General features: G+C 71.0%; 26 protein-coding genes and 1 pseudogene. 15 read left to right on the forward strand and 12 right to left on the reverse strand.

Annotated features, from left to right (window positions below; all coding sequences use genetic code 11):
* Nucleotides 1-81 precede the first annotated feature (81 nt).
* The 4 genes from ACIHEI_RS09355 to ACIHEI_RS09370 all read left to right on the forward strand — a co-directional run bounded on the left by ACIHEI_RS09355 (nt 82) and on the right by ACIHEI_RS09370 (nt 4,093).
* Entirely contained in the window at nt 82-903 is an 822-nt protein-coding gene (locus ACIHEI_RS09355; RefSeq protein ID WP_392955723.1) for a c-type cytochrome, read from the forward strand.
* A gap of 8 nt (nt 904-911) precedes the next feature.
* On the forward strand, nt 912-1,967 hold the full coding sequence (locus ACIHEI_RS09360) for a Rieske 2Fe-2S domain-containing protein (protein ID WP_392955724.1): 1,056 nt from the start codon (nt 912-914) through the stop codon (nt 1,965-1,967).
* Entirely contained in the window at nt 1,964-3,625 is a 1,662-nt protein-coding gene (locus tag ACIHEI_RS09365) for a cytochrome bc complex cytochrome b subunit (RefSeq protein ID WP_396606207.1), read from the forward strand. The genes ACIHEI_RS09360 and ACIHEI_RS09365 overlap by 4 nt, the downstream gene beginning before the upstream one ends.
* Nucleotides 3,626-3,727: 102 nt before the next feature.
* On the forward strand, nt 3,728-4,093 hold the full coding sequence (locus ACIHEI_RS09370; protein ID WP_387643641.1) for a GntR family transcriptional regulator: 366 nt from the start codon (nt 3,728-3,730) through the stop codon (nt 4,091-4,093).
* Between the two features lie 66 nt (nt 4,094-4,159).
* Here ACIHEI_RS09370 and ACIHEI_RS09375 read toward each other — a convergent pair whose 3' ends face one another.
* The 4 genes from ACIHEI_RS09375 to coxB all read right to left on the reverse strand — a co-directional run bounded on the left by ACIHEI_RS09375 (nt 4,160) and on the right by coxB (nt 8,648).
* Complete coding sequence (locus ACIHEI_RS09375) at nt 4,160-5,434, reverse strand: Ig-like domain-containing protein (protein WP_392955729.1); 1,275 nt, start codon at nt 5,432-5,434, stop codon at nt 4,160-4,162.
* 171 nt (nt 5,435-5,605) lie between these two features.
* A complete protein-coding gene (locus ACIHEI_RS09380; protein WP_387643635.1) occupies nt 5,606-6,022 on the reverse strand; it encodes a cytochrome c oxidase subunit 4 in 417 nt (138 codons plus the stop codon).
* Complete coding sequence (gene ctaD / locus ACIHEI_RS09385; protein ID WP_392947968.1) at nt 6,019-7,794, reverse strand: cytochrome c oxidase subunit I; 1,776 nt, start codon at nt 7,792-7,794, stop codon at nt 6,019-6,021. The genes ACIHEI_RS09380 and ctaD overlap by 4 nt, the downstream gene beginning before the upstream one ends.
* Nucleotides 7,791-8,648, reverse strand: a complete 858-nt coding sequence (gene coxB, locus ACIHEI_RS09390; protein ID WP_387643629.1) for a cytochrome c oxidase subunit II — start codon at nt 8,646-8,648, stop codon at nt 7,791-7,793. Before coxB ends, ctaD begins: the two co-directional genes overlap by 4 nt.
* A gap of 352 nt (nt 8,649-9,000) precedes the next feature.
* Between coxB and ACIHEI_RS09395 the strand changes: the two genes are divergently transcribed.
* Nucleotides 9,001-10,392, forward strand: coding sequence for a cysteine desulfurase/sulfurtransferase TusA family protein (locus ACIHEI_RS09395; protein WP_396606208.1), 1,392 nt, complete (start codon nt 9,001-9,003; stop codon nt 10,390-10,392).
* Between the two features lie 168 nt (nt 10,393-10,560).
* Here ACIHEI_RS09395 and ACIHEI_RS09400 read toward each other — a convergent pair whose 3' ends face one another.
* The gene (locus tag ACIHEI_RS09400) at nt 10,561-11,532 is read right to left on the reverse strand and encodes a carbohydrate kinase family protein (protein ID WP_392947986.1); all 972 of its coding nucleotides are present in this window, start codon (nt 11,530-11,532) and stop codon (nt 10,561-10,563) included.
* A gap of 203 nt (nt 11,533-11,735) precedes the next feature.
* Between ACIHEI_RS09400 and ACIHEI_RS09405 the strand changes: the two genes are divergently transcribed.
* Together ACIHEI_RS09405 and ACIHEI_RS09410 are read left to right on the forward strand one after the other, a co-directional pair.
* A complete protein-coding gene (locus ACIHEI_RS09405; protein ID WP_387643625.1) occupies nt 11,736-11,951 on the forward strand; it encodes a hypothetical protein in 216 nt (71 codons plus the stop codon).
* Between the two features lie 85 nt (nt 11,952-12,036).
* Nucleotides 12,037-12,630, forward strand: coding sequence for a hypothetical protein (locus ACIHEI_RS09410; RefSeq protein ID WP_396606209.1), 594 nt, complete (start codon nt 12,037-12,039; stop codon nt 12,628-12,630).
* Between the two features lie 68 nt (nt 12,631-12,698).
* Here ACIHEI_RS09410 and erpA read toward each other — a convergent pair whose 3' ends face one another.
* Nucleotides 12,699-13,052 carry an iron-sulfur cluster insertion protein ErpA gene (gene erpA, locus ACIHEI_RS09415; protein WP_387643620.1) on the reverse strand — a complete coding sequence of 118 codons (354 nt, stop codon included), beginning with the start codon at nt 13,050-13,052 and terminating at the stop codon, nt 12,699-12,701.
* A gap of 205 nt (nt 13,053-13,257) precedes the next feature.
* On the opposite strand from erpA, the gene ACIHEI_RS09420 reads away from it, so the two are divergent.
* Entirely contained in the window at nt 13,258-14,139 is an 882-nt protein-coding gene (locus ACIHEI_RS09420) for a GNAT family N-acetyltransferase (RefSeq protein WP_387643617.1), read from the forward strand.
* Between the two features lie 23 nt (nt 14,140-14,162).
* Here the strand turns inward: ACIHEI_RS09420 and ACIHEI_RS09425 are convergent, their stop codons facing one another.
* The 3 genes from ACIHEI_RS09425 to ACIHEI_RS09435 form a co-directional block, all read right to left on the reverse strand.
* A complete protein-coding gene (locus tag ACIHEI_RS09425) occupies nt 14,163-15,530 on the reverse strand; it encodes a pyridoxal phosphate-dependent decarboxylase family protein (RefSeq protein WP_396606210.1) in 1,368 nt (455 codons plus the stop codon).
* A gap of 137 nt (nt 15,531-15,667) precedes the next feature.
* Nucleotides 15,668-16,129, reverse strand: coding sequence for an Lrp/AsnC family transcriptional regulator (locus ACIHEI_RS09430; protein WP_387643612.1), 462 nt, complete (start codon nt 16,127-16,129; stop codon nt 15,668-15,670).
* A gap of 103 nt (nt 16,130-16,232) precedes the next feature.
* Complete coding sequence (locus ACIHEI_RS09435; RefSeq protein ID WP_396606211.1) at nt 16,233-17,159, reverse strand: NADP-dependent oxidoreductase; 927 nt, start codon at nt 17,157-17,159, stop codon at nt 16,233-16,235.
* Between the two features lie 186 nt (nt 17,160-17,345).
* On the opposite strand from ACIHEI_RS09435, the gene nadA reads away from it, so the two are divergent.
* Entirely contained in the window at nt 17,346-18,527 is a 1,182-nt protein-coding gene (nadA, locus tag ACIHEI_RS09440; RefSeq protein WP_387643608.1) for a quinolinate synthase NadA, read from the forward strand.
* An 87-nt stretch (nt 18,528-18,614) separates the two neighbouring features.
* On the opposite strand, the gene ACIHEI_RS09445 is transcribed toward nadA, so the two are convergent.
* Nucleotides 18,615-18,908, reverse strand: a complete 294-nt coding sequence (locus ACIHEI_RS09445) for a hypothetical protein (RefSeq protein ID WP_387643605.1) — start codon at nt 18,906-18,908, stop codon at nt 18,615-18,617.
* A gap of 27 nt (nt 18,909-18,935) precedes the next feature.
* Complete coding sequence (locus ACIHEI_RS09450; protein ID WP_392947949.1) at nt 18,936-19,727, reverse strand: PspA/IM30 family protein; 792 nt, start codon at nt 19,725-19,727, stop codon at nt 18,936-18,938.
* 204 nt (nt 19,728-19,931) lie between these two features.
* Between ACIHEI_RS09450 and ACIHEI_RS09455 the strand changes: the two genes are divergently transcribed.
* Both ACIHEI_RS09455 and ACIHEI_RS09460 read left to right on the forward strand, forming a co-directional pair.
* The gene (locus tag ACIHEI_RS09455; protein ID WP_387861189.1) at nt 19,932-20,531 is read left to right on the forward strand and encodes a DUF3043 domain-containing protein; all 600 of its coding nucleotides are present in this window, start codon (nt 19,932-19,934) and stop codon (nt 20,529-20,531) included.
* Nucleotides 20,532-20,734: 203 nt separating this feature from the next.
* The gene (locus ACIHEI_RS09460; RefSeq protein ID WP_387643597.1) at nt 20,735-21,427 is read left to right on the forward strand and encodes a class I SAM-dependent methyltransferase; all 693 of its coding nucleotides are present in this window, start codon (nt 20,735-20,737) and stop codon (nt 21,425-21,427) included.
* An 11-nt stretch (nt 21,428-21,438) separates the two neighbouring features.
* Here the strand turns inward: ACIHEI_RS09460 and ACIHEI_RS09465 are convergent, their stop codons facing one another.
* Entirely contained in the window at nt 21,439-21,636 is a 198-nt protein-coding gene (locus ACIHEI_RS09465) for a hypothetical protein (RefSeq protein ID WP_387643594.1), read from the reverse strand.
* A gap of 107 nt (nt 21,637-21,743) precedes the next feature.
* On the opposite strand from ACIHEI_RS09465, the pseudogene cobU reads away from it, so the two are divergent.
* From cobU to ACIHEI_RS09485, 4 genes and pseudogenes are all read left to right on the forward strand, one after another.
* Nucleotides 21,744-22,292, forward strand: a pseudogene (cobU, locus tag ACIHEI_RS09470) (bifunctional adenosylcobinamide kinase/adenosylcobinamide-phosphate guanylyltransferase); the annotation flags it as partial.
* Between the two features lie 11 nt (nt 22,293-22,303).
* Nucleotides 22,304-23,422: a nicotinate-nucleotide--dimethylbenzimidazole phosphoribosyltransferase gene (locus ACIHEI_RS09475; protein WP_396606212.1), complete on the forward strand. Its 1,119-nt coding sequence runs from the start codon at nt 22,304-22,306 to the stop codon at nt 23,420-23,422.
* Nucleotides 23,423-23,605: 183 nt separating this feature from the next.
* Complete coding sequence (locus ACIHEI_RS09480; protein WP_396606213.1) at nt 23,606-24,361, forward strand: adenosylcobinamide-GDP ribazoletransferase; 756 nt, start codon at nt 23,606-23,608, stop codon at nt 24,359-24,361.
* Between the two features lie 212 nt (nt 24,362-24,573).
* On the forward strand, nt 24,574-26,070 hold the full coding sequence (locus tag ACIHEI_RS09485) for a leucyl aminopeptidase (RefSeq protein WP_396606214.1): 1,497 nt from the start codon (nt 24,574-24,576) through the stop codon (nt 26,068-26,070).
* Nucleotides 26,071-26,121: the final 51 nt, after the last annotated feature.

Consider the following 26,121-nt stretch of genomic DNA (forward strand, 5'->3'; position numbering starts at 1 on the left):
GCCCCTGACCCGGCGTCGTTCCGACGCATGGGAGTCGGGGGCAGGCTGCTGCCGACCAGATCCTGACACCGGGGTTATTCCGTGAAAAAGCTCTCCGCACGACGGCGCCACCCACTGGCGGCGGTCGTCGTTCTACTTCTCGCCCTGGCGGCCACCGGGGGGCTGTACGCCGCTTTCGCGCCCGCCGAGAAGGCGCAGGCCGACAGCTCCTCGCAGTCGCTCGCCATCGACGAGGGCAAGAAGCTCTTCGCCGTCGGCTGCTCCTCCTGCCACGGCCTGAACGGCCAGGGCACTTCTGACGGTCCGTCGCTGGTCGGCGTCGGCTCTGCTGCTGTCGACTTCCAGGTCGGCACCGGCCGCATGCCGGCCCAGCAGCCGGGCGCGCAGGTCCCGCGCAAGAAGACCGTCTACGCCCAGTCCGAGATCGACCAGCTGGCCGCCTACGTGGCGTCGCTGGGCCCGGGCCCGGTCACTCCGACCACGGAGCAGTACCAGCCGTCCGAGGACAAGGTCACCAACGCCGAGCAGGTCGCCAAGGGTGGCGAGCTGTTCCGCACCAACTGCGCCCAGTGCCACAACTTCGCCGGCAAGGGCGGCGCGCTGACCGACGGCAAGTACGCCCCGTCCCTTGAGGGCGTGGACTCCAAGCACATCTACGAGGCCATGCAGACCGGCCCGCAGAACATGCCTTCGTTCCCCGACACCACCATGCCGGAGGAGCAGAAGCGCGAGATCATCGCGTACGTCCAGAACACCAACAACGCGCCGAACCCCGGTGGTCTGGCCCTGGGTAGCCTCGGCCCCTTCACCGAGGGCCTGTTCGCCTGGATCTTCGGTATCGGCGTGCTGATCGCGATCGCGATCTGGGTCGCCGCCCACACCACCAAGGCCAAGAAGTCATGAGCCACGACATGTCAGAGAACCTGCCGGAGGCGCACGACGCCTCCCACGGCGCTGAGGTCGTCTCCCACGACGACCCGTTCGCCGACCCGGGCCTGCCGGCCCACGAGCCGCGTCGGACCGACATCGACGAGCGGGCCGCCAAGCGGGCCGAGCGCCAGGTGTCGCTGATGTTCGTGGTGTCGATGCTGGCGACCGTCGGCTTCATCGCGTCCTACGCCGCGATCGACGCCGACAAGCTCGTCTACATCTTCCCGCTGGGTCACGTCAGCGCCCTCAACTTCGCCCTGGGCATGACCCTCGGCGTGGCGCTGTTCTGCATCGGCGCGGGCGCGGTCCACTGGGCCCGAACCCTGATGTCGGACCACGAGCTGCCGGCCGAGCGTCACCCGATCGAGGCCTCCGACGAGGTCCGCAACGACGTCATCGAGCAGTTCAAGACCGGTGCCGCGGAGTCCGGCTTCGGCCGTCGCAAGATGATCCGCAACACCCTGATCGGTTCGATGGCCCTGGTGCCGCTGTCCGGTGTGGTGCTGCTGCGCGACCTCGGCCCGCTGCCGGAGAAGAAGCTCCTCAACACCGGCTGGGTCGAGGCGACCCCGGCCAAGCCGATCCGCCTGGTCAACATGAACACCGACCAGCCGATGAAGCCCGAGGACATCATTCAGGGCTCGCTGACCTTCGCCAAGCCGCACGGCCTGGAGGAGTCGGACGAGGCCTTCCAGCAGCAGATCGCCAAGGACGCCCTGATGCTCGTCCGGATCGCTCCGGAGGACATCAAGGACGCCAAGTCCGCCGGCCTGGGCTTCGAGGGCATCCTCGCCTACTCGAAGATCTGCACCCACGTCGGTTGCCCGATCTCGCTGTACGAGCAGCAGACCCACCACGCGCTCTGCCCCTGCCACCAGTCGACCTTCGACCTGGCGGACGGCGCTCGCGTCATCTTCGGCCCGGCCGGCCACCCGCTGCCCCAGCTGAAGATCACCACCGATGAGCAGGGCTTCCTGATCGCCACCGGCGACTTCGACGAGCCCGTCGGCCCGAGTTACTGGGAGCGCAAGCGATGAGCACCGCGAGCGGCACCACCACTGGTGCCTCCAAGCCGGCCAGCACGCGCGCCAAGCCCGCCAACAAGGCCGAGGCGACTGCGGACTGGGTCGACGGCCGGCTGGGGATCTACTCCCTGGCCAAGGCCAACCTGCGCAAGATCTTCCCGGACCACTGGTCCTTCATGCTCGGTGAGATCTGCCTCTACAGCTTCATCATCATCATCCTCACGGGTGTGTACCTGACGCTGTTCTTCAAGCCGAGCATGGCGGAGACCGTCTACCACGGTTCCTACCTGCCGCTGAACGGCATCCGGATGTCGGAGGCCTACGCCTCCACGGTCGACATCAGCTTCGAGATCCGCGGCGGTCTGCTGATCCGCCAGATCCACCACTGGGCCGCGCTGGTCTTCGTCGCCGCGATGTTCGTGCACATGATGCGCGTCTTCTTCACCGGCGCGTTCCGCAAGCCCCGTGAGATCAACTGGCTGTTCGGCTTCCTGCTGCTGTGCCTGGGCTTCTTCGACGGCTTCTTCGGCTACTCGCTGCCGGACGACCTGCTGTCGGGTACCGGTATCCGCTTCATGGAAGGCGCGATCCTGGCGGTGCCGATCGTCGGCACCTACATCCAGATGTTCCTGTTCGGCGGCGAGTTCCCGGGCACCGACATCATCCCGCGCTTCTTCACCATCCACGTGCTGCTCATCCCGGGCATCATGCTGGGCCTGCTGGTCGCGCACCTGATCCTGGTCTTCTACCACAAGCACACCCAGTGGGCGGGCCCGGGCAAGACCGAGAAGAACGTCGTCGGCATGCCGCTGATGCCGGTCTACATGGCCAAGGCCGGTGGCTTCTTCTTCCTGGTGTTCGGCATCATCGCGGTGATGTCGGCGGTCGCCACCATCAACCCGGTGTGGGCGTACGGCCCGTACCGTCCGGACCAGGTGTCGACCGACGCCCAGCCCGACTGGTACATGGGCTTCGCCGAAGGCCTGATCCGCTTCATGCCGGGCTGGGAGATCTCCGTCTGGGGCGGCCACACCCTGAACCTGGGTGTGTTCATCCCGCTGATGATCTTCCCGCTGGTCCTGGTCGCGATCGCGGTCTACCCGTTCATCGAGTCCTGGATCACCGGCGACAAGCGCGAGCACCACATCCTGGACCGCCCGCGCAACGCTCCGGTCCGTACCGCGCTCGGCGCGTCCTGGATCTCGCTGTACCTGGTCCTGCTGGTCGGCGGTGGCAACGACCTGTTCGCCACGCACCTGCACATGTCGATCAACACGATCACCTACATGGTCCGTGTCGGCTTCTTCGTGGTGCCGGTCATCACCTTCTTCGTCACCAAGCGCTGGTGCCTCGGCCTGCAGCGCCGCGACAAGGAGAAGGTGCTGCACGGCCGCGAGTCGGGCATCATCAAGCGCCTGCCGCACGGTGAGTTCGTCGAGGTCCACACGCCGCTGTCGCAGAAGGACCTGCACACCCTCACCTCGCACGAGCAGCCCCAGCCGCTGGAGCTGCCCGCCGAGGTCGACGAGAACGGTGTGGCCCGCAAGGCCGGCCTGGTCGCCAAGACCCGGACGAAGCTCTCCGAGGGCTACTACGGCGAGGGCAACCAGATCGCCAAGCCCACCTCCGAGGAGTACCTGGAGATCACCAGCGGCCACGGCCACCACTGATCCCTAGCTGTCACGCCACGTCAGAACCCCCATCGGCTTCGGCCGGTGGGGGTTCTGGCATATTTCTCCGGCACCGGCCCGGCGCCCTGTTATGTTGACCGGGTGCACGTGGCGATCGACCCTCTCTCCTCCACGCCGCCCTACGAGCAGGTGCGCTCGCAGATCGCGGCCCAGGCCCGTACGGGTGAACTCCCGACCGGTCTGAAGCTCCCCACCGTCCGCGCGCTGGCCGAGCAACTCGGCCTGGCCGCCAACACGGTGGCCCGCGCCTACCGCGAACTCGAGGCGGACGGCGTGGTCGAGACCCGCGGCCGGGCCGGCACCACCATCGCCCCCACCGGCGACACCTCGCACCGCCTGGCGGCCGACGCCGCCGCCGAGTACGCCGCCCGCACCGCCCGCCTCGGCCTCACCCGCGACGAGGCGCTGGCCGCCGTCCTGACCGCGCTGGACGCCGTCCACCGCTGACGGGCACAACGAGGGCCGCCCGGCAGGAGCCTGTGCTCCTGCCGGGCGGCCCTCGCCGCGGTGCCGCTACCGCCCCGCGGCCGGGGCGCTGAGGTCGGGGACGGGTGCGGTGTTCGTCCCGCCCGCCGGCTCCGCCGTGTTCACCGGCTTGCCGAGGGCACTGTGCTTGACGTACTCGTCCCAGTCCACGTTCCAGTCGCCGAAGCCGTTGCCGAACGGCTCCATCTCGTGGCCCATGCTGTTGACCACCTGTACGAGGTCGCCGACCCGGGTGTTGTCGAAGAACCACTTCGCGTCGTCGGTGCTCATGCCGGTGCAGCCGTGGCTGACGTTCTCCCGGCCCTGCGCCCAGGTCGACCAGGGCGCCGCGTGGACGTACTCACCGCTCCAGGTGACCCGGGTCGCCCACTTCACGTCCAGGTCGTAGGACTCGCTGCTGCCGTTCGGTATGCCTATGGTCTCGCCGCTCATCCGGACGTCGGCCTCCTGTCCGAGCACGACCTTGACGCCGTTGCGGGTGTCGAAGCCCGGCTTGCCGGTGGTGACCGGGATGGTCCTGACCACTTCGCCGTTGCGCTTGTACGTCAGCTCGTCGCTGCCCGCGTCGATGACCGCCTCGATCCGGTCGCCGGTCCGCAGCGCCAGACTCTTCTCCTCGCCGCCGTAGATGCCGTCGGCTATCCGGATGCCGGGCAGGTCGTAGGCGAGCTTGACGGTGGTGTTGGACGGCCAGTAGTCCTCCGGGCGGAAGTGCAGGTTCTGGTCGTCTACCCAGTACCAGGCGCCGGTCACGGCGGGCTGCGAGGTGACGGTCAGACCGCGTTCTATCTGCTGCCGGGCCGCCGGGTCGGTGACCTTCTCGGACAGCGTCACGGTGAGCGGCTGGCCGACGCCGTAGACGCCGCTGCCGGAGCTGTCGGGGCCGAGTTCGGCGCTGACGACGTGCTCCGCGGGCGTGGTGGTGAAGGTGGAGTCCGCCTCGCCGTGGCCACCCTTGCCGTCCTCGGCGGTCACCTTGACGGTGTATCCGGCGCCGGCCCGGAGCGGATCGGTGGTCTCCCAGTGCTGCTGGTCGGCGGAGAGCTGTCCGGCGACGGGCTTTCCGTCGGGGCCGGTGACGGTGATCTCGCCGAGCTTGGCGGCGCCCTCCGTGGTGATGCTGAACGCCTTCGCAGGGTCGGCCTTCTCCCCGGCGGCCGACGTGTGGATCAGCGGTGCCACGTCGATCTGGTGGGGCGAGTGCTTCGCGGACGAGCCGCTGGTGGAACAGGCCGCGGCCGGTGTGATCATCAGCAGGGCGACCAGCGTGGTCCGGGTACTGACTATCCGAGAGCCCTTCAACGGAACCTCCCAGGTTGGAACCTGCCTCGAAGCGTAGGAAGGCGTCACCCCGGCGGCACTCCGGGTAACCCGCGCGGGGGAATTTCCGGAAGGGCGCCCCAACGCCGACGGGCCGGGCACTCCCCGAGGGGAGTACCCGGCCCGCCGTACGGCTTGCTCGATCCGGAACCCTTACTGGTTCTGGTTCTCGCCGCGGTAGAACTCGAAGACCCAGCCGAACAGGCCGATCAGGATGACCGGGATCGACCAGAACAGCAGCCACCAGCCGAAGATGACGCCCAGGAAGGCCAGCGCGCCACCGAGGGCCAGGGAGAGCGGCTGCCAGCTGTGCGGGGCGAAGAAGCCCAGCTCGCCGGCGTCGTCCGAGACCTCGGCCTCGGGGTTGTCACCCGCACCGGTGTCCACCCGCTTGGCGGTGAACGCCAGGTAGAAGCCGATGAAGGCACACAGGCCGAAGGCCAGGAACAGCGCGGTCGTACCGGCGGCCTCCAGGCCGTGGTCCGACTTGGTCGTCCACACGAAGTACGTGATGGCGATGGCCAGCGTGAAGACGGCCAGACCCGCGAAGATCTTTCCCTGTTCCTTCATCGGGCGTCACTCTCCTTGCCCTTGCCCAGGGACGGGCGGTCGTACTGCGCGGGCGTGACACCCTCGAAGTGCTTCGCCGTCTCGCCGTGGTTCTCGAGGTAGTCCAGCGCGGCGATCTCCGGGTGGTGCAGGTCGAACGCCGGGGATTCCGAGCGGACACGCGGCAGCGTGGTGAAGTTGTGCCGCGGCGGCGGGCAGGAGGTCGCCCACTCCAGCGAACGGCCGTAGCCCCACGGGTCGTCGGTGGTGACCTTCTCGCCGTACTTGGCGGTCTTCCACACGTTGTAGAGGAACGGCAGCATCGACAGGCCCAGCAGGAACGAGCCGATGGTCGACACCGTGTTCAGCGTGGTGAAGCCGTCCGAGGCCAGGTAGTCGGCGTAGCGGCGGGGCATGCCCTCCGCGCCGAGCCAGTGCTGGACCAGGAAGGTGGTGTGGAAGCCGAAGAACAGCGTCCAGAAGGTGATCTTGCCGAGGCGCTCGTCCAGCATCTTGCCGGTCATCTTCGGCCACCAGAAGTGGAAGCCGGCGAACATCGCGAAGACGACGGTGCCGAACACCACGTAGTGGAAGTGCGCGACGACGAAGTACGAGTCCGAGACGTGGAAGTCGATCGGCGGGGAGGCGAGCAGCACACCCGTCAGACCACCGAACAGGAAGGTGACCAGGAAGCCGACCGTCCAGAGCATCGGGGTCTCGAAGCTCAGCGAGCCCTTCCACATGGTGCCGACCCAGTTGAAGAACTTCACACCGGTCGGGACCGCGATCAGGAAGGTCATGAACGAGAAGAACGGCAGCAGAACCTGGCCGGTCACGTACATGTGGTGCGCCCACACCGTCACCGAGAGGCCGGCGATGGCGATGGTCGCGGCGATCAGGCCGGAGTAGCCGAACATCGGCTTGCGGCTGAAGACCGGAATGATCTCCGAGACGATGCCGAAGAACGGCAGCGCGATGATGTAGACCTCGGGGTGACCGAAGAACCAGAACAGGTGCTGCCACAGCATGGCGCCACCGTTGGTCGGGTCGAAGACATGTGCCCCGAACTTGCGGTCCGCCTCCAGGGCGAACAGCGCGGCGGCCAGCACCGGGAAGGCCAGCAGGATCAGCACGGCGGTCAGCAGGGTGTTCCAGACGAAGATCGACATCCGGAACATCGTCATGCCGGGGGCGCGCATGCAGATGATGGTGGTGATGAAGTTGACCGCACCGAGGATGGTGCCGAAGCCGGAGAAGGCCAGGCCCATGATCCACATGTCGGCGCCGATGCCCGGCGAGCGGACGGCGTCCGACAGCGGCGAGTAGGCGAACCAGCCGAAGTCGGCGGCACCCTGCGGGGTCAGGAAGCCCGCCACCGCGATGATCGAGCCGAACAGGTACAGCCAGTAGGCGAACATGTTCAGACGCGGGAACGCGACGTCGGGGGCACCGATCTGGAGCGGCATGATCCAGTTGGCGAAGCCCGAGAACAGCGGGGTGGCGAACATCAGCAGCATGATCGTGCCATGCATGGTGAACGCCTGGTTGAACTGCTCGTTCGACAGGATCTGGGTACCCGGCCGGGCGAGCTCGGCGCGCATAATCAGGGCGAGCACGCCACCGATCAGGAAGAACGCGAACGAGGTCAGCAGGTACAGGCTGCCGATCGTCTTGTGGTCAGTGGTGGTGAGCCACTTGATGATCGTGTTGCCCGGCTTGCGCACACGCGGAGTCCCCGAGGTGACTGCCCCGGCTCCCCCAGCTGCCGCGGCGGGCTCGTTGAGGATGGTCACTTCACTTCACTACTTCCCGTGGGGAGGATGCCTGCGGGAACCGCGCCGGCCTGGCCCTTGTCGCGGAGTTCCTTCAGGTGCGCCTCGTACGCGTCGTGCGAGACGACCTTCACGTTGAAGAGCATCCGCGAGTGGTCGACACCACAGAGCTCGGCGCACTTGCCGCGGTAGGTGCCGTACGCCGTCGGGGTCACCTCGAACTCGTTGACCACACCCGGGACGACGTCCATCTTCATCAAGAAGTTGACGGGCCAGAAGTCGTGGATGACGTCGTTGGAGGTCAGCTTGAACTTCACCGACTCGTTGATCGGCAGGTAGAGGGTCGGAGCCTCCTTGGTGCTGCCGACCTCGTACGCCGCCGTGGTGCTCGACGGGTCAGGGATCTCGCTGTTCTCGTAGTTGAACGCCCAACTCCACTGGAAGCCCACCACGTTGATGGTGTGCTGGGGCTTCTCGGAGACCTTCGTCAGGGTGGACTCGTCGCGCGCGACGAAGTAGAACAGCACCGAGACGATGACGAGGGGGACCGCGGTGTACAGCGCCTCGATGGGCACGTTGTACCGGGTCTGAGCAGGGACCTCCACCTTGGTGCGGCTGCGCCGGTGGAAGATCACGCTCCAGAGGATCAGACCCCACATCAATGCACCAACAACCAGAGCCGCGATCCACGAGCCCTGCCACATGTGAAGGACCAGCGGGCCTTCCTTGGTGACGGGACTGGGGAGGCCAAGCCTGGGCAGGTCGTTGGCCGAGCAGCCGGTGGCGGTCGCGATGACGAGGCCCAGTGCCAGCGCCTGAGGCAGCTTCCGCCGCATCGTGCGCCGCGGCGAGCGGTCGGAGCCGTTGGGACTCACGTAGCGCCTTCCCGAAGTCTCGCCCGCGAACGCACCACCCTCAGGAGTCCTTGTCTGGTCTCCCCGGCGGTCCGGCCACGGGCACGGTTTGAATGCTTATGCGGGCCAAACGCTACTCCATCCTTATGCGGCACTCACGGGCAGCCCCCGCTAACGCGCCGCCCGGCTACCCGATCAGCCCCCGAGGGGTGAAGCGCCCCGGAAGGGCGGACGGAGTCGCAGGTCATGGCGGACTTCTGAGCCTCCCACGACCGAACGGGCGACCGCACTGCGACACGCGGGTGACGGGCCGTCGGCTCCCTCGGAAGCCGGGAGGAATCCCCCCGTATGGGGCGTCGTCTACGGTGGCCCCGTGCCCTACTTCGACGCCGCTTCCACCGCTCCGCCGCACCCCGTCGCCCGGCAGGCGCTGCTCGCCGCCCTCGACGAAGGCTGGGCCGACCCGGCCCGGCTGCACCGCTCCGGCCGGCAGGCCCGCATGCTGCTCGACGCCGCCCGGGAGACCGTCGCCGAGGTACTCGGCGCCCGGGCCGACGAGATCGTCTTCACCGCATCCGGCACCCAGGCCGTCCAGTTGGGCATCCTCGGGACCCTGCGCGGCAACCGCCGTCGCGGCGCCCACCTGGTGCACTCCGCGGTCGAGCACTCCGCCGTGCTGCACACCGCCGAACGCTGGGAGGCCGACGGCGGCAGCGCCACTGCCGTCCCGGTCGACCGTCACGGCCGCGTCGACGCCGCCGAGTTCGCCACCGCGCTGCGGCCGGACACCGCGCTGGCCGTCCTGCAGTCCGCCAACCACGAGGTCGGCACCCTGCAGCCGGTCGCCGAGACCGCCGCACTCAGCGGGGACGTCCCGCTGCTGGTGGACGCCGCGCAGAGCGCCGGCCGGCTGCCGGTGCCCGCCGGCTGGTCGGTGCTGACGGCCAGCGCCCACAAGTGGGGCGGCCCGGCCGGCGTCGGGGTGCTGGCCGTCCGCAAGGGCGTCCGGTACGTCTCGCCGCTGCCCGCCGACGACCGGGAGAACGGGCGGGTGCCGGGCTACGTCAACGTCCCCGCGATCGTGGCCGCCGCCGCGTCGCTGCGCGCGGTCCGGGCCGAGGCCGAGGCCGAGAACGCCCGGTTGCGCGCCCTGGTCGAACTGATCCGGCACCGGGTCCCGCAGCTGATCCCCGAGGTCGAGGTGGTCGGCCACCCCGAACTCCGCCTCCCCCACCTGGTCACCTTCTCCTGCCTGTACGTGGACGGCGAGGTGCTGCTCGGCGAACTCGACAGGGCCGGCTTCGCCGTCAACTCCGGCTCCTCCTGCACCTCCAGCACGCTGACGCCCAGCCACGTCCTGGCCGCGATGGGCGTCCTCACCGAAGGCAACGTCCGCGTCTCGCTCCCGCCCGGCACCGCCACCGCGGACGTGGAGCGCTTCCTCGACGTACTCCCCCGCGTCGTCGCCGACATCCGCGCCCCGCTCGGCCTGGACCTCCCCGCCCCGGCCACCACCAGCGACGCCCTGGTCCTCGACACCCTCGGCAAGCGCTGCCCGCTGCCGATCATCGAACTCGCCAAGCGCATCCCCGCCGTCGCCCCCGGCGGCCGCATCGCCGTCCTCTCCGACGACGAAGCGGCCCGCCACGACATCCCCGCCTGGTGCGACATGTGTGGCCACACCTACGCGGGCGAAACCCCTGCCACCGAATACGGTGCCACCCACGGCACGGCGTACCTGGTGGTCAAAGCGACGGAGGCATAAAAAGGGGCTCGGGGAACGGCGAGGCCATGACTGCTGGCGGTCGGAGCCCATCGGGAGGTCGTGCTGCGTCGGGTCAAAGACAGGAACCCGAAACAACCCGACGCTCTACGCCCCGTTGCTCACCAGCAGTCTCGGCCCCGCCGTTCCCCGGGCCCCTGAAAGACAGACTTACAGGTTGCCGCGGATCTCGGCCGCCGCGTCCGCCCCGTAGGCAGCCTCGAAGCGCTCCAGGAAGTGGCCGCCGCGCAGCTCGTACTCCTGGGTGCCGACGGTCTCGATGACCAGGGTCGCCAGCATGCAGCCGACCTGCGCGGCGCGCTCGAGGCCGAGGCCCCAGGAGAGGCCCGCGAGGAAGCCGGCCCGGAAGCCGTCGCCGACGCCGGTGGGGTCGGCCTTGCGCTCCTCGGTGGCGCAGCCGACCAGGATGTCGGGCTCGCCCTCGCGCTGGATGCGGACGCCCTTCGGGCCGAGGGTGGTGACCCGGGTGCCGACGCGGCTCAGGATCTCGTCGGAGGACCAGCCGGTCTTGGACTCGATCAGCGCGGCTTCGTACTCGTTCGTGAACAGGTAGGCCGCGCCGTTGACGATCTCCCGGATGTCGTCGCCCTCGAGGCGGGCGAGCTGCTGGGAGGGGTCGGCGGCGAAGGCGTAGCCGCGGGTGCGGCACTCCTGGGTGTGCCGCACCATCGCGGCGGGGTCGTCCGCGCCGATCAGGACCAGGTCGAGGCCGCCGACCCGGTCGGCGATCGGCTTGAGCTCGATGTTGCGGGCCTCGGCCATCGCGCCGGTGTAGAAGGACGCGATCTGGTTGTGGTCCTGGTCGGTGGTGCACATGAACCGGGCGGTGTGCCGGGTCTCGGAGATGTGCACGGACTCGGTGTCGACGCCGTGGCGGTCGAGCCAGCTGCGGTACTCGGTGAAGTCCGCGCCGGCCGCGCCGACCAGGATCGGGTGCAGGCCGAGGACGCCCATGCCGAAGGCGATGTTCGGGCCGACGCCGCCGCGCCGGATGTCCAGGGTGTCGACCAGGAACGACAGGGACACCGTGTGCAGCTGCTCGGGGACCAGCTGGTCGGAGAAGCGTCCGGGGAAGGTCGTCAGGTGGTCGGTGGCGATCGAGCCGGCGACGGCGATGCGCACGGGGTTCTCCTCGGGCTGCCCGGCGGTGGCCGGAGCGGCGGACATCAACTCACCTAAGGTACCCGCCCGATCCGGTACTACCCATGGGTAGGCCTGTTGCGGGTGGCCGGAGCGTCCTAGGGTCGCGAGTACGGGGGCCGGACGCGGCCCCCGTCCAGTCCGCGGTGCCGTGGCCGCGGCGCGGCGATCGGAGCTGGTTCCGCATGGTGATCGATCACTCCCCCCGCCAGCTGTTCACCGGCGCGTACGACGTCGATGCCGAGTCGCTGGCCGATCTGCTGGACTCCTCGCGCCGGCTGGGCCGGTTCTGGCCGGCCACCGGTCCGGGTCCGGTGCGGTCGGTGCCGACGGTGTTGGGCGTCGAGGTACCGGTGGAGGCCCGCCGGGTGGTGGCGGGGATGCCGGAGTTCGGCGAGTAGCGGGAACCGGTTTCCTCCCGGGCACGTCAAAGCGACGCGGTGCCGCTCCAGCGGCGCCGCGTGACCCCCGGGAGGAACGCAGATCATGGACGACAGGACCGCAGCCGTCTCCGCCAAGCCCTCGCACGCGCGCCGGACCGTCCTGGCGCTGGCCGCCGTGTCCCTCGCCGCCGGGCTGCTGACCGCGTGCGGCAGTTCCGGCACCCCGGCGATCGCGACCGGATCCGGCCCGACCGCGGCCACCGACGCGACTCCCGGCCCGGGCACCGCGGCCCCGGACTCGCCGTCCGCCACCCCGTCCGCCGGTACCGGCAGCAGCCCGCAGTCCTCGCCGACCAGCCCGGGGATCGCCGTCGGCGAGCACCCGCCGACCGCGGTGAAGATCCCCGTGACGGGTTACCGGCAGGACAGCCCGACCCAGTTGACGGTGTTCTACACCGCCGGGGTGTGCGACAAGTACGGGGTGCGTCTGGAGGAGGACGCCCCGCCGACCGTGAAGCTGCGGATCGTGGTCACCAAGACCGCCGAGCCCGGCAAGGCCTGCCCGCAGCTGATGAAGGAGCAGGAGGCGACGGTCACCCTGCCCCGGCCGATGAACGGCGGCGGCGTGGTGGACACCGCGACCGGCGACCAGGTGCCGCCACAGACCGGCGGGGTGGGAGCCGGCGGCCCGCGCTGACCCCGGAAAGCCCCGAGGGCGGCCCCCCTGGTGGGGAGCCGCCCTCGTCGTTCGCGCCGTAATAGGGCTTAGCTGAACGAGTCGCCGCAGGCGCAGGAGCCGGTGGCGTTCGGGTTGTCGATGGTGAAGCCCTGCTTCTCGATGGTGTCGACGAAGTCGACGGTGGCGCCGCCCAGGTACGGGGCGCTCATCCGGTCGGTGACGACCTTGACACCGTTGAAGTCCTTGACGACGTCGCCGTCCAGCGAACGCTCGTCGAAGAACAGCTGGTAACGCAGGCCCGAGCAGCCGCCGGGCTGCACGGCGACGCGCAGAGCGAGGTCCTCGCGGCCCTCCTGCTCCAGCAGGCCCTTGACCTTGGCCGCGGCGGCATCGGTGAGGAGGATGCCACTCTCGACGGTGGTCTCGTCCTGGACGGTCATGCTTACTCCCGGTCTGTGACGACTGTAATCCGCCAGTGCCAACCAGCGGCCTCCCGGATTCATTTCCGGAAGGTGGTGCGTTCGGGGGACATTTTTCGTCGCCCACTCCCCCACGTACCCCATGCTCGCACACCGGGCGGGGGCGGTCACGGGTCGCTCGGGCAAACCGCTACCGCCCGCACCGCGGGCACAGCAGGATGTGACGGTGATCATTCGTCAGCTGAGAGACACCGCCGAGGACGCCGAAGCAGTGAACCGGGTCTCCCGGGCGGCGTTCCGCGACCTGGACGGCCGGCCGGCGGACGCCGAGCCGGAGCCGGCGGACGCGCCGTCCCGGATCCGCCGGCTCGCGCGTTCGCGGCACCTGGCCGTCACCGACCCGCAGGGGTGCTGGATCGCCGAGCAGGACGGTGAGCCGGTGGGGGCGGCGCTGTCGCTGCGCCGTGAGGGCGTGTGGGTGCTGGCGCTGTTCGTGGTGCTGCCGTCCGCGCAGGGGCAGGGCGTGGGGCGGCTGCTGCTGGAACGGGCCGCCGCGTACGGGCGGGGCTGTCTGCGCGGGATGCTGTGCGCCTCGCCGTCGCCTGCGGCCGCGCGCCGCTACCGGGCGGCCGGGTTCACGCTGCACCCGACGATGCGGCTGACCGGCCGGGTGGACCGGGAGCGGCTGCTGGACCCGGGGGACATTCCGGTGCACGCGGGCAACGCCTCGCACCTGCACCTGCTGGACTCGGTGGACCGGCGGCTGCGGGGCGCGGCGCACGGCCCGGACCACGCGTTCATGCTGGCGCACTTCGAGGAGCTGCTGATCGCGGACACCCTGGCCGGCACCGGCTACTGCTACCGGGACGGCGGCACCGTCCAGCTGGTGGCCGCCACCTCGAAGCGGATCGCCGCCCGGCTGCTGCGGGAGGCGCTGGCCCGGGTGCCGGAGGGCACCGACGCGGATGTGGAGTTCCTGACCGCCGAGCAGGAGTGGGCGGTGGACGTGGGCCTGGACCTGGGGCTGTCGCTGACCACCCGCGGCTACCTGGCGGTCCGCGGGATGCGCCCACCGGCCCCGTACATCCCTAACGGCGGCTACCTGTAGCCGCCGTTCGGTCCGCCGACCGGTCAGCGCATGGTGTCGAGGATCTCCTGGACCATCTCCATGGTGGTGCCGGGGTGCAGGAAGGCGAACCGGGCGACCGTCTCGCCGTCCCAGCCGGTGGGGGTGACGAAGCCGATCTGGTCGGCGAGCAGCTGCCGGGACCAGCGGTAGTAGTCGTCGTGGGTCCAGCCGGTGCGGCGGAAGCAGACCGCGGACAGCTGCGGGTCGTGGAGCAGTTCGAGGTGCTCGGTGTCGCGGATCAGCTGCGCGGTGTCCTGGGCCAGCCGCAGGCCGGTCTCGATGGCGTCGGTGTATGCCTGGACGCCGTGGACGGCGAGCGAGAACCAGAGCGGGAGGCCGCGGGCGCGCCGGGTGAGGTGGTAGGCGTAGTCGGTGGGGTTCCACTCGTCGCCCTCGGTGTGCAGGACGTCCAGGTAGCCGGCGTCCTGGGTGTGCACGGCGCGGGCCAGGCGCGGGTCGCGGTAGAGCAGCGCGGCGCAGTCGAACGGGGCGAACAGCCACTTGTGCGGGTCGACCACGAAGGAGTCGGCGTGCTCGATGCCGTTGTAGCGCTCGCGCACCGAGGGGGCGAACAGTCCGGCGCCGCCGTACGCGCCGTCCACGTGGAACCAGAGCTCGCGTTCGCGGGCGACCTCGGCGATGCCCGCGAGGTCGTCGATGATGCCTTCGTTGGTGGTGCCGGCGGTGCCGACCACGGCGATGACGGTCTCGGGGTGCGGGTCGGCGTCGAGGGCGGCGCGCAGGGCGGCGCCGGTGAGGCGGCGGTCGACGGCGGGGATGGGGAAGGCCTCGACGCCGATGATGTTGAAGGTGTTCTTGACCGAGGAGTGCACCTGGTCGGCGACGGCGATCCGCAGCCGGGCCTCCGGACCGACGCCCAAGCGGCGGCGGGCGGTGTCGCGGGCGACCACCAGCGCGGACAGGTTGCCGGCCGAGCCGCCGGAGACGAAGACGCCACCGGCGGTGGCGGGCAGGCCGGCCCGGTCGGCTATCAGCCGCAGCACCTGGTTCTCGGCGGCGATCGCGCCGGCCGCCTCCAGCCAGGAGATGCCCTGCAGGGAGGCGCAGGAGACCACCATGTCGAACAGCAGGGCGGCCTTGGTGGGGGCGCACGGGATGAAGGACAGGTAGCGCGGGCTGTCGGCGGAGATGACGGCGCGGGACAGCTCGTGGTCGTACAGCTTGAGCACGTCGGCGGGGTTGTTGCCGCGGTCGTTGAGCAGTCCGGCGAGGACTTCCCGCAGGTGGGCGCCGTCGCCGGGGTGGTCGAGGGGCACGGGGTCGTACTGCAGCCGTTCGCGCATGTAGTCGAAGACCAGCTCGACCAGTTCGGCGTCCGGCTTGTGCATGCGGTCGGGGGCTGCGTACACGGGTGTCCTCTTCGCTGCTGCGGTGCGTGGGGGTCATGATCAGCGTAGGCAGCGGTGCCGGGCGGGCGCGCGTCGGAACGGGGCCGGTCAGGGCCGGTTTCGTGCGTGTTCGAGGGGGGCCGCGCAGGATTCCTGCGTCAGATCAACTGGGAGAGCACGACCGAGGAACGGCTGCGCTGGACGCCGGGCTCCTTGCGGATGCGTTCGATGACGGCTTCCAGGTGGCGGGTGTCGGCGGCCCGCAGGTGGACCAGGGCGTCGGGGTCGCCGGTGACCGTCCAGGCGGCGGCGACCTCGGGGAACTGGCGCAGCGAGGCGAGCAGTTCCTCGGGCGAGGTGCGGGCCCGGCAGTAGACCTCGACGAACGCCTCGGTGCCCCAGCCGAGCAGCGCGGGGTCGAGCACCACGGTGAAGCCGCGGACCACGCCGCGCGCCCGCAGCCGGTCGATGCGGCGGCGGACGGCGGTGGCGGACAGGTTGGTGAGCAGCCCGATCTCGGCGTAGGAGGCGCGGCCGTCGCGGCTGAGGTGCTCCAGCAGCAGGCGGTCGGTGTCGTCGAAACCCGCCTGGCCGAGGTCGGGCGGCCGGTGGGTGCTCATGGCGGGGCTCCACGGGTGGTACGGGTGTGAGGGTGGGTCGAGCCGCGGCCCCCGCACAGGGGCGGACTCTGCGGGCCCATTCTCGCCGACGCCGGGTGTCCGTTCAGTCCACCAGCAGAACGATCTTGCCGCGGGTGCGCCCTTCCGCGTTGAGGGCCTGGGCGGAGGCGGCCTGGCCGAGCGGGAAGGTGGAGGCGACCGGGACGGTGAGCAGCCCGTCGTCGGCAAGCCGGGCGACGGCGGCGAGGTCGTGGGGGTCGGGGCGGGTCCAGATGTAGTGGCCGCCGAGCCCGGTGACCCGGTAGTCGACGGTGGAGGCGATCCGGGCCGGGTCCTTGACCAGGGCGGTGGAGACGTCGAGGGCGTCGCCGCCGACCAGGTCGAGCACCGCGTCCACCCCGTCGGGGGCGAGGGCGCGGACGCGTTCGGCCAGGCCCTGGCCGTACTCGACGGGTTCGGCGCCGAGGCCGCGCAGGTACGTGTGGTTGTGCGGCCCGGCGGTGCCGATCACCCGGGCCCCGAGGGCGGTGGCGATCTGGACGGCGAGCGAGCCGACGCCGCCCGCCGCGGCGTGGATCAGCACGCTCTCGCCGCGGCGCAGCCGCAGTGCGTTCACCAGCGCCTGTTGCGCGGTGAGCCCGGCGGTGGGCAGGCCGCCGGCCTCGGCCCAGCCGAGCGCGGCGGGTTTGCGGGCCAGCGTGCGGACGGGCGCGGCGACGAGTTCGGCGTAGGTGCCGTAGCCGATGACGTCCTTGCGGACGTAGCCGATCACCTCGTCCCCGGGCCGGAACTCGGTGACGGCCCCGCCGACCGCCTGCACCACGCCGGCCAGGTCGAAGCCCATGATCAGCGGGAAGCACACGTCGAGGATGCCGTCGAGGTGCCCTTCGCGGATCTTCCAGTCGACGGGGTTGACGCCGACCGCGCGGGTGCGGACGAGTACCGAGTCGGGGCCGACCTTGGGGTCCGGGAGTTCGGTGTACTCGACCACGTCGGGGCCGCCGTAGCGGTTGATCGCGATTGCCTTCATGGGTCCAGCCAACCGGGGGCACGGCAGGTTCTCGCGCGGGAAGCATCCATCCCGGTGAGCGGTTCTCGTCACATCGACAGAATGGCCATCGTCAGGCTGACGAGAACCGGTTATCATAGATAGCGTCAGATAGACGAGAAGGCTGTGTTCGGGAACGATCCGGCCGCATCAGGAGGGCAGCCGCCCGTGACCACCACCACCGAGACCTACGGCGTCGACCCCACCGCCTCGCCGCTCGCCCTGCTGCTGCTCGGCCGGGAGGCCGACCCGAACAGCGAGCGCGGCGTGGAGTGCCCCGGCGATCTGCCCGCCGCCTCCGACCCGGACCTGGTGGCGCGCGCCCGCGCCGCCAAGGAGAAGCTGGGCGACCGGGTCTTCATCCTGGGCCACCACTACCAGCGCGACGAGGTCATCGAGTTCGCCGACGTCACCGGCGACTCCTTCAAGCTGGCCCGGGACGCCGCGGCCCGCCCGGAGGCCGAGTACATCGTCTTCTGCGGCGTGCACTTCATGGCCGAGTCCGCCGACATCCTCACCTCCGAGCGCCAGCAGGTCGTGCTGCCGGACCTCGCCGCAGGCTGCTCGATGGCCGACATGGCCACCGCCGAGCAGGTTGCCGAGTGCTGGGACGTGCTCACCGACGCGGGCATCGCGGACGTCACCGTCCCGGTCTCGTACATGAACTCCTCCGCCGACATCAAGGCCTTCACCGGCAAGCACGGCGGCACCATCTGCACCTCCTCCAACGCCAAGCGGGCGCTGGAGTGGGCGTTCGAGCAGGGAGAGAAGGTGCTGTTCCTGCCGGACCAGCACCTGGGCCGCAACACCGCGGTGCTGGAGATGGGCTTCGCGCTGGAGGACTGCGTCCTCTACAACCCGCACAAGCCGAACGGCGGCCTGACCGCCGAGCAGCTGCGGGACGCGAAGATGATCCTGTGGCGCGGCCACTGCTCGGTGCACGGCCGGTTCAACCTGGACTCGGTCAACGAGGTCCGCGAGCGGATCCCCGGCGTCAACGTCCTGGTGCACCCCGAGTGCCGGCACGAGGTGGTCACCGCCGCCGACCAGGTCGGCTCGACCGAGTACATCATCAAGGCGCTGGACGCCGCCGAGCCCGGCTCCAAGTGGGCCATCGGCACCGAGCTGAACCTGGTCCGCCGCCTGGCCAAGGCGCACCCGGACAAGGAGGTCGTCTTCCTCGACCGCACCGTGTGCTTCTGCTCCACCATGAACCGGATCGACCTGCCGCACCTGGTGTGGGCGCTGGAGTCGCTCGCCGAGGGCCGGGTCCCGAACGTGATCACGGTGGACGCGGAGACCGAGAAGTACGCCAAGGCCGCGCTGGACCGCATGCTGGCCCTGCCGTAACGGTTCGCCGCAAGCCGGCTTCGGGCACGCGAGAGGGCGGGCACCCCCTGGGGGGTGCCCGCCCTCTCGTCACGAACGGCGCCCGAACTACTCCGGGATGCCCGGGATCAGACCGTCACCCTCGGCGCGCAGCAGCTCGCGAACCTGCTCCAGGGACGCCTCGGCGTCCGGCAGGATCAGGTCCGACGGCTCCAACGACTCCGCCGGCACCGGCGTACCGACCTCCCGGACGGCCGCCAGCAGGCTGCCGAGAGCGGCCTTGAAGGCCTCCTCGTCGCCCGCCTCGACGGCCTGAAGCAGATCGTCGTCCAGCTGGTTCAGCCGGTTCAGGTCGCCCTCCGCGACCTCGAACTGCCCCTCACCCAAGACCCGCATGATCATGCTGGTGCGTCTCCCCTGCTCGCGGGCTTACTTGCGGTAGTTGATGGTGGGCGGCGGCGGGGTGTCGTTCTTCCCCTGCTCGATCGCCTGCGGCTGCGAGGCGGGGGTGCCGCCCGTCAGCTCGGCCTTCATCCGGGCCAGCTCCAGCTCGACGTCGCTGCCGCCGGCCACCCGCTCCAGCTCGGCCTCGATGTCGTCCTTGCGGCCGAGGCCGCTGGCGTCGTCGAGCGCGCCGGAGGCCAGCAGCTCGTCGATCGCGCCCGCGCGGGCCTGCATCTGCGCGGTCTTGTCCTCGGCCCGCTGGATCGCCAGGCCGACGTCGCCCATCTCCTCCGAGATGCCGGAGAAGGACTCGGCGATCCGGGTCTGCGCCTGGGCGGCGGTGTAGGTGGCCTTGATGGTCTCCTTCTTGGTGCGGAAGGCGTCCACCTTGGCCTGGAGGCGCTGGGAGGCGAGCGTGAGCTTCTCCTCCTCGGCCTGCAGGGCCTGGTACTGCGTCTCCAGGTCGGTGATCTGGGACTGCAGGTTGGCCTTGCGGCTGAGCGCCTCGCGCGCCAGGTCCTCACGGCCGAGGGACAGCGCCTTGCGGCCCTGGTCCTCGTACTTGGAGGACTGCTGCTGCAGCTGCGTCAGCTGGAGCTCCAGGCGCTTGCGGGAGGTGGCCACGTCGGCGACGCCCCTGCGCACCTTCTGCAGCAGTTCCAGCTGCTTCTGGTAGGAGTAGTCGAGCGTTTCGCGCGGGTCCTCCGCCCGGTCCAAGGCCTTGTTCGCCTTGGAGCGGAAGATCAGCCCCATACGCTTCATGATTCCGTCGCTCATGGGCCTCGATAGCCCCCTTCTTCGGGCCTGGGTTTGCGTCTCGTGACAGGTCGAGTGTATGCGCGACGGGGTCCCCGGCGCAGTCCACCAGCCAGCAACAATGCTGCTACAGCGAGCGGCCGTTCGGCATCGTCCTCACGATCGATATCGGTTCGCATCCGGGGCCGGGCCGGAAAGCGGCCGGTCAACCCGTACGCTGGGAGTGTGTTTCGACGCCGCTCCGATGACTCCGCCGCCTCCTCGTCCGTCACGCTGACGAAGGAGGAAGAGCGGCTGCCCCGCGACCCGCAGGCCCCGAAGGGCCGGCCCACGCCCAAGCGCAGTGAGGCCGAGGCCCACCGGAAGACCCGGGTCTCCGTTCCCAAGGACCGCAAGGAGGCCGCCCGCCAGGCCCGCGAGCGGATGCGCGCCGAGCGCGAGAAGCAGCGCACCGCGCTGCTCGAGGGTGATGAGCGCGCCCTGCCGGCCCGTGACAAGGGCCCGGTGCGGCGCTACGTCCGCGACTTCGTGGACTCCCGCTGGGCCGCGGCCGAGTTCTTCCTGCCGTACGCCGTCGTGGTGCTGGTGCTCAGCATCACCAAGGTGCAGTCCCTGCAGCTGATGTCCACGCTGCTGTTCATGATCTTCTTCGTGGTGGTCATCCTCGACTTCGTCCGGCTCGGCTTCACGCTGCGCAAGGGCCTCGCCGAGCGCTTCCCGAACGACAACACCCGCGGCGCCGTGATGTACGGCCTGATGCGCACCCTGCAGATGCGCCGCCTGCGGCTGCCCAAGCCCATGGTCAAGCGGGGCGAGCGGCCCTGACCGCGGAAGCGGTTCCGCCGTACTGGGCCCCGCCGGCGCAGCAGCCGGTCGGGGCCTTCGGCACGCCGGGCATCCCCGCCCAGCACGGGCTGCCGCGCGGCCGGCACGGCCGGCTGCCCGCCCGCGGCGGGCCGTACCACAGCGGGGCCGGCGAATGGCTGGAGCGGCACGGCGGACTGCACAACCTGGTCCGCCAGGAACTGGTGACCCGTCAGCTCGCCGAACAGCTCACCCGCGGCACCGCGCTGCGAGTGCTGGACGTCGGCTGCGCCGAGGGCACCCAGGCGCTGCGCCTGGCCCGCGCCGGGCACTTCGTCACCGGCATCGACCCGGACCCGGAGATGCTCGCCGTCGTCCACGAGGCGCTGGCCGCCGAACCGCCCGAGGTCCGCGACCGGGTCCAGCTGCTCACCGGGGACGGCCACCAGGTCGGCCGCTGGTTCGGACCGCGCAGCTTCGACCTGGTGCTCTGCCACGGCACCCTGATGTACCTGCCCGACCCCGACCCGATGCTCGCCTCGGTGGCCCGCATCCTGGCCCCCGGCGGGCTGCTCTCCCTGCTGGTCCGCAACGGCGACGCGCTGGCCATGCGGGCCGGGCTGACCGGCGACTGGCGGGCCTGCCAGGAAGCCTTCGACAGCACCCGCTACACCAACCGCCTCGGCCTGCCCGCCCGCGCCGACCGGCTCGCCGAACTCTCCACCACGCTCGCCGAGTTCGCCGTCCCCGTCCGCCACTGGTACGGGGTGCGGGTGTTCACCGACACCATGCCGGACGAGGCCGCCCCGGTGGACGGCCGCCAGCTCGGCCAGCTGCTCGACGCCGAGGAACGGGCCGGCAAGCAGGACCCGTACCGGCACGTCGCGGCGCTGCTGCACGTGGTCGGCGCCAAGTAGCGCGACGGGCGTCAGCCCTCGTGCAGGCTCATCGGGTAGATGTCGCGGCCGTCCTCGACCAGCACCACCCGGTCGACGCCGTCGTCCAGCAGCGTCTTCCACTCCTCGCCGATCCAGGTCTCCGCGTCGCCCTGGCTGGAGAACTCCTCGGCGCCGTCCTGGGCCACCACGGCGCCGTCGCTCTTCTCGTACCGCCAGGTCCACACCATGCCGGGCTCCTCCGGGTCAACGCTGCTGCTGAAGGGTTGCGACAGTAGCGTGCCCAGCTGGGATACGGGCATGCGCCGTCCGGCAGGATGATCGCATGGCACTCCCCCGCACCCTGCTGCTCGGCGGCGCCCGCTCCGGCAAGTCCACCCACGCCGAACAGCTGCTCGCCCCGCATCCCGACGTCCTGTACGTCGCCACCTCCGGCACCCGCGACGGCGACACCGACTGGGCACACCGCGTCGAACTGCACCGCTCCCGCCGGCCCGACGGCTGGCGCACCGCGGAGACCTGCGAGCTGGAAGCCGTGCTCGCCGACGACACCGACCCCGCACCGGTACTGATCGACTGCCTGGCGCTGTGGCTGACCGCCGTGATGGACGAGCACGACGCCTGGGACGACGAACGGTGGACGGCCGGCGGCCGGGAGGCCGTCGAAACGCGCTGCGCGGCACTGGCCGCGGCCTGGGCCGCCACCCGGCGAACCGTCGTCGCGGTCTCCAACGAGGTCGGCATGGGCGTCGTCCCCGCCACGGCCTCCGGGCGGCGCTTCCGAGACACCCTCGGACGGCTCAACATGGCCGTCGCCGACGCCTCCGAGCAGGTGCTGCTGGTGGTCGCCGGACAGGTGCTGACCATCAAAGCGGTGGCCGTGTAGATTGCCGAGCGATGGACACCACCGTGGATCTCGACACTTTCTCCTCGCTCGTCGAACGGCCTGACGAGAGTGCGCGGCGCGGCGCCGAGGAGCGCTGGCAGCAGTTGGCCGTGCCGCGCGGCGGCCTGGGCCGGCTCCAGGAGCTGGCGGCCTGGCTGGCGTCCGCGCAGGGCGAGGCACCGACCCGCCCGCTGCGCAACAGCCGGGTCCTGCTGTTCGCCGCCGACCACGGCGTCGCCTCGCTCGGCATCTCCACCCTCGACGCCCGCGGCGGCACCGCCGACCGGGTCCGCGCCGTGCTCGACGGCACCGCGCCGGTCGCCGTACTGGCCCGCCGCTACGGCGCGGACATCCGGGTGGTCGACATCGCGGTGGACGCCGACCCCGCCGAGTTCCCCGAAGAGGTCGTCCGCCACCGCGTCCGGCGCGGCTCCGGCCGGATCGACGTCGAGAACGCGCTCAGCCCCGACGAAGCCACCCGGGCCTTCCGGGCCGGCATGGCCGTCGCCGACGAAGAGGCCGACGCCGGAACCGACCTGGTCCTGCTCGGCGACCTCGGCGTCGGCTCCACCACCGTCGCCGCCGTCCTGATCGGCGCCCTCTGCGGCACCGACGCCGCCGCCGTCACCGGCCGCGGCTCCGGCATCGACGACCGGGTCTGGATGGTCAAGTGCGCCACCATCCGCGACGCGCTGCGCCGGGCCCGCCCCGTACTCGGCGACCAGCTCGCGCTGCTCGCCGCGACCGGCGGCGCGGACTTCGCGGCGATCACCGGATTCCTGCTGCAGGCCGCCGTCCGCAAGCTCCCCGTCGTCCTCGACGGGGTGGTCACCGCGGCCTGCGCGCTGGTCGCGCAGCGGATCGCCTTCCGCGCCCCCGAGTGGTGGCAGGCCGCCGCGCTCACGGGCGAGCCCGCCCAGGCCAAGGCGTACGACCGCCTCACCCTGACCCCGCTCCAGGACACCGGCGTCACCATGGGCGAGGGCATCTCCGCGGTGCTGGCGCTACCGCTCCTGCAGGCCGCGACCGACACCCTCGCCGAGCCGACGGCCGTCCCGAGCGCGAAGCCGCTGCCGCCGCGGGCACCGGCGAAGCTGCCTACGGCGGCGGAGCTGTTGGGCCGGTACTAGCGCGGGCGGGTGCGAGAAGCGCGTGGGGGTACCTCCCGGCCCGCCAGGGCTGGGGGAGAACTGCGCGAAGCGGGAGAGAGCCGTCGAAGAGCCCTTCGCCGATGAGAACTTGCACGTGAGAGGGCCTGGCTGGTGAGCAACGAGAACGCGCAGCCGGGGGCCGAGCGCGCAGAGAGTCCCTCGGTGGGGCGTGTGGGGGCAGTTGACGGGCTCAGGTTCGCGTTCGGGACGTTGACGGTGTTTCGGGTGCGGGTGCACCGGTGGGACCGGGCGGCCGGCGGGGTGGCCATGGTGGTGGCGCCGGTGGTCGGGGTTGTGGTCGGGGTGTTGGCGGGCGCGGTGGGGGCGCTGGTCGCGTGGCGGGGCGGGGCGTTGTCGGGGGCGGTCGCGGTGGTGGCTGTCGGGGCGGTGGTGACGCGGGGGCTCCATCTGGACGGGGTCGCGGATGTCGCGGACGGGCTGGGCAGTGGCAAGTCTGCCGAGGACGCGTTGCGGATCATGAAGCAGTCGGACATCGGCCCGTTCGGCGTGCTGACGCTGGTGCTGCTGATGTTCGCTCAAGTTGCTGTGCTGGCAGGCCAGTTCGGGGTCTCGCTGTGGCGCGGGGCGCTCGCCGCCGCCGTCGCGGCGACGGCGGGGCGGGTCGCGCTGGCGTGGGGGTGTCTGCGGTCGGTTCCGACCGCCCGGCCCAGGGGGCTGGGGGCGATGGTGGCCGGCACGGTGCGTCCGGTGTCGGCGGTCGTGGTGACGCTGCTGGTGGCGGGTGCGGCGGCGGCGGTGCGGTGGCAGTGCGGGGTGGCCGTGCTGCTCGGATCGGTGGTCGCGGCGGGCCTGTTGCGGCGGTGTGTGCGGCGCTTCGGCGGGGTGACGGGTGACGTGCTGGGGGCGCTGGTGGAGACCTCGGCGACGGCGGCGCTGGTGGCACTCGCGCTGACATGACGGCGCGTCCGCGCGGGAACTCACGCACCGTCACGAGTTGCGGCGGTTCGTGCACGGGGGTAGGCGGGGCGGCGAGATCCCAATATGCGGACTACCATGCGGTGAGCACCCTGGCCCCATGCCCCGTTTTGCCGCGGAGTCTGCCTGGGTTTGCCGGTCGGCAATGGAGCCGTCACCGGCCGTGGACCGCGAAAGAACAGGACGCATTTGTCGTGACTGCACTGTCTGTGAGCACCTCCTCCGCCGCGAGCCTGCGCGCGGATGCCCTGGTGATCGGTGTCGCGAAGGGCCCCAAGGGCCTGATCGTGGCAGCCGGCGCCGAGGCGGTCGTCGAGGCGTTCGAGGGCAAGCTGGCCGAGGTCCTCACCACCCTGGGCGCCACCGGTGCCGAGGGTGAGGCGGTCAAGCTTGCCGCTCCGGCCGGGCTGAAGGCGCCGCTGGTGCTGACCGTCGGCCTGGGCGACGCCGCCGACGGCGCGTTCGGCGCCGAGGAGCTGCGCAAGGCCGCCGGTACGGCCGCCCGCACCCTGGCCGGTTCGAAGAAGGTCGCGCTGGCGCTGCCGGCCGCCTCCGCCGAGGACGTCGAGGCGGTCGCGCTGGGCGCCCTGCTCGGCTCGTACGCGTTCGGCACCTACAAGGCCGAGGTGGCGAAGGCCCCCGTCGCCGAGCTGGTCGTGCTGGCCGACCGCAAGGGCTCGAAGGACGCCAAGGCCGCCGTCGAGCGCGCCACGGCGCTCGGCGAGGAGATGAACCGGGCCCGTGACCTGGTCAACACCGCCCCGAACGACCTGAACCCGAAGTCCTTCGCCGCGATCGCCCAGGCGGCCGGCAAGGAGCACGGCCTGAAGGTCGAGGTGCTGGACGAGAAGGCGCTGACCAAGGGCGGCTTCGGCGGCATCCTCGGCGTCGGCACCGGCTCGGCCAACCCGCCGCGGCTGGTGAAGGTGGCCTACACCCACCCGAAGGCGCAGGCCTCGCTGGCGTTCGTCGGCAAGGGCATCACCTACGACTCGGGCGGCATCTCGCTGAAGCCGGCCGGTCACAACGAGACCATGAAGTGCGACATGGCCGGTGCCGCCGCGGTGTTCGCCGCCGTGGTCGCCGCCAAGCGCCTGGGTCTGCAGGTCAACGTGACGGCGTGGCTGGCGCTGGCGGAGAACATGCCGTCCGGCACCGCGACCCGCCCCGGCGACGTGCTGCGGATGTACGGCGGCAAGACCGTCGAGGTGCTGAACACCGACGCCGAGGGCCGCCTGGTGCTGGCCGACGCGATCGTCCGGGCCGGCGAGGAGCAGCCCGACGTGATCATCGACGTGGCGACCCTGACCGGCGCCATGATGGTGGCGCTGGGCAGCCGCACCTTCGGTGTGATGGCCAACGACGACGAGCTGCGCACCAAGCTGCACGAGACCGCGGGCGCGGTGGGCGAGGCCTCCTGGCCGATGCCGCTGCCGGCCGACCTGCGCAAGGGCATGGTCGAGTCGACCGTCGCGGACCTGGCGAACATGGGCGAGCGGATGGGCGGCGGCCTGGTGGCCGGTCTGTTCCTGAAGGAGTTCGTCGCCGAGGGCATCGACTGGGCGCACCTGGACATCGCCGGCCCGGCGTTCAACGAGGGTGCCGCGTCCGGCTACACCCCGAAGGGCGGCACCGCCAGCGCGGTGCGCACCCTGGTCCGCTTCGCGGAGGACACCGCCGCGGGCAAGTGACCCGTTGATCGACGCGTGGGGCCCGGCACCGATGGTGCCGGGCCCCACGTG

Source organism: Kitasatospora sp. NPDC051984, assembly GCF_044593455.1.
GTDB lineage: Bacteria > Actinomycetota > Actinomycetes > Streptomycetales > Streptomycetaceae > Kitasatospora.